At 41.7% G+C, this 288-nt stretch carries 1 protein-coding gene; it reads left to right on the top strand.

The features are described 5' to 3' along the window. Positions 1–288, top strand: a 288-nt coding sequence (locus ACFIO5_RS11555) for a DNA ligase LigA-related protein (protein WP_404978051.1), incomplete at both ends; no start/stop codon positions are given.

Genomic DNA, 288 nt, shown 5'->3' with positions numbered 1-288 from the left:
AGCAAGTGAATTAGAGTGGTTGGCAAAAGAGATTACTCGTCATGATGTGCTTTATAATCGTAATGACCAACCTGAAATCTCTGATGCAGAATATGATGCTCTTCGCCGGCGTAATGCGGAAATTGAAGCTCTCTTTCCTGAACTTATTCGTCCAGATTCTCCCTCACATAAAATTGGAGCACCGATTTCTGAAAAGTTTGAAAAATCTGTTCATTCCCAGCCGATGCTTGCACTTGATAATGCCTTTAGCTCTGATGATATTAGTGAATGTAGGAAGCGTGTTCGGCG

The sequence above is a fragment of the Bartonella sp. AA86SXKL genome (assembly GCF_042196885.1).
Note: the sequence above shows the minus strand (reverse complement) of the source record. Positions and strands in the feature narration are given on the sequence as shown.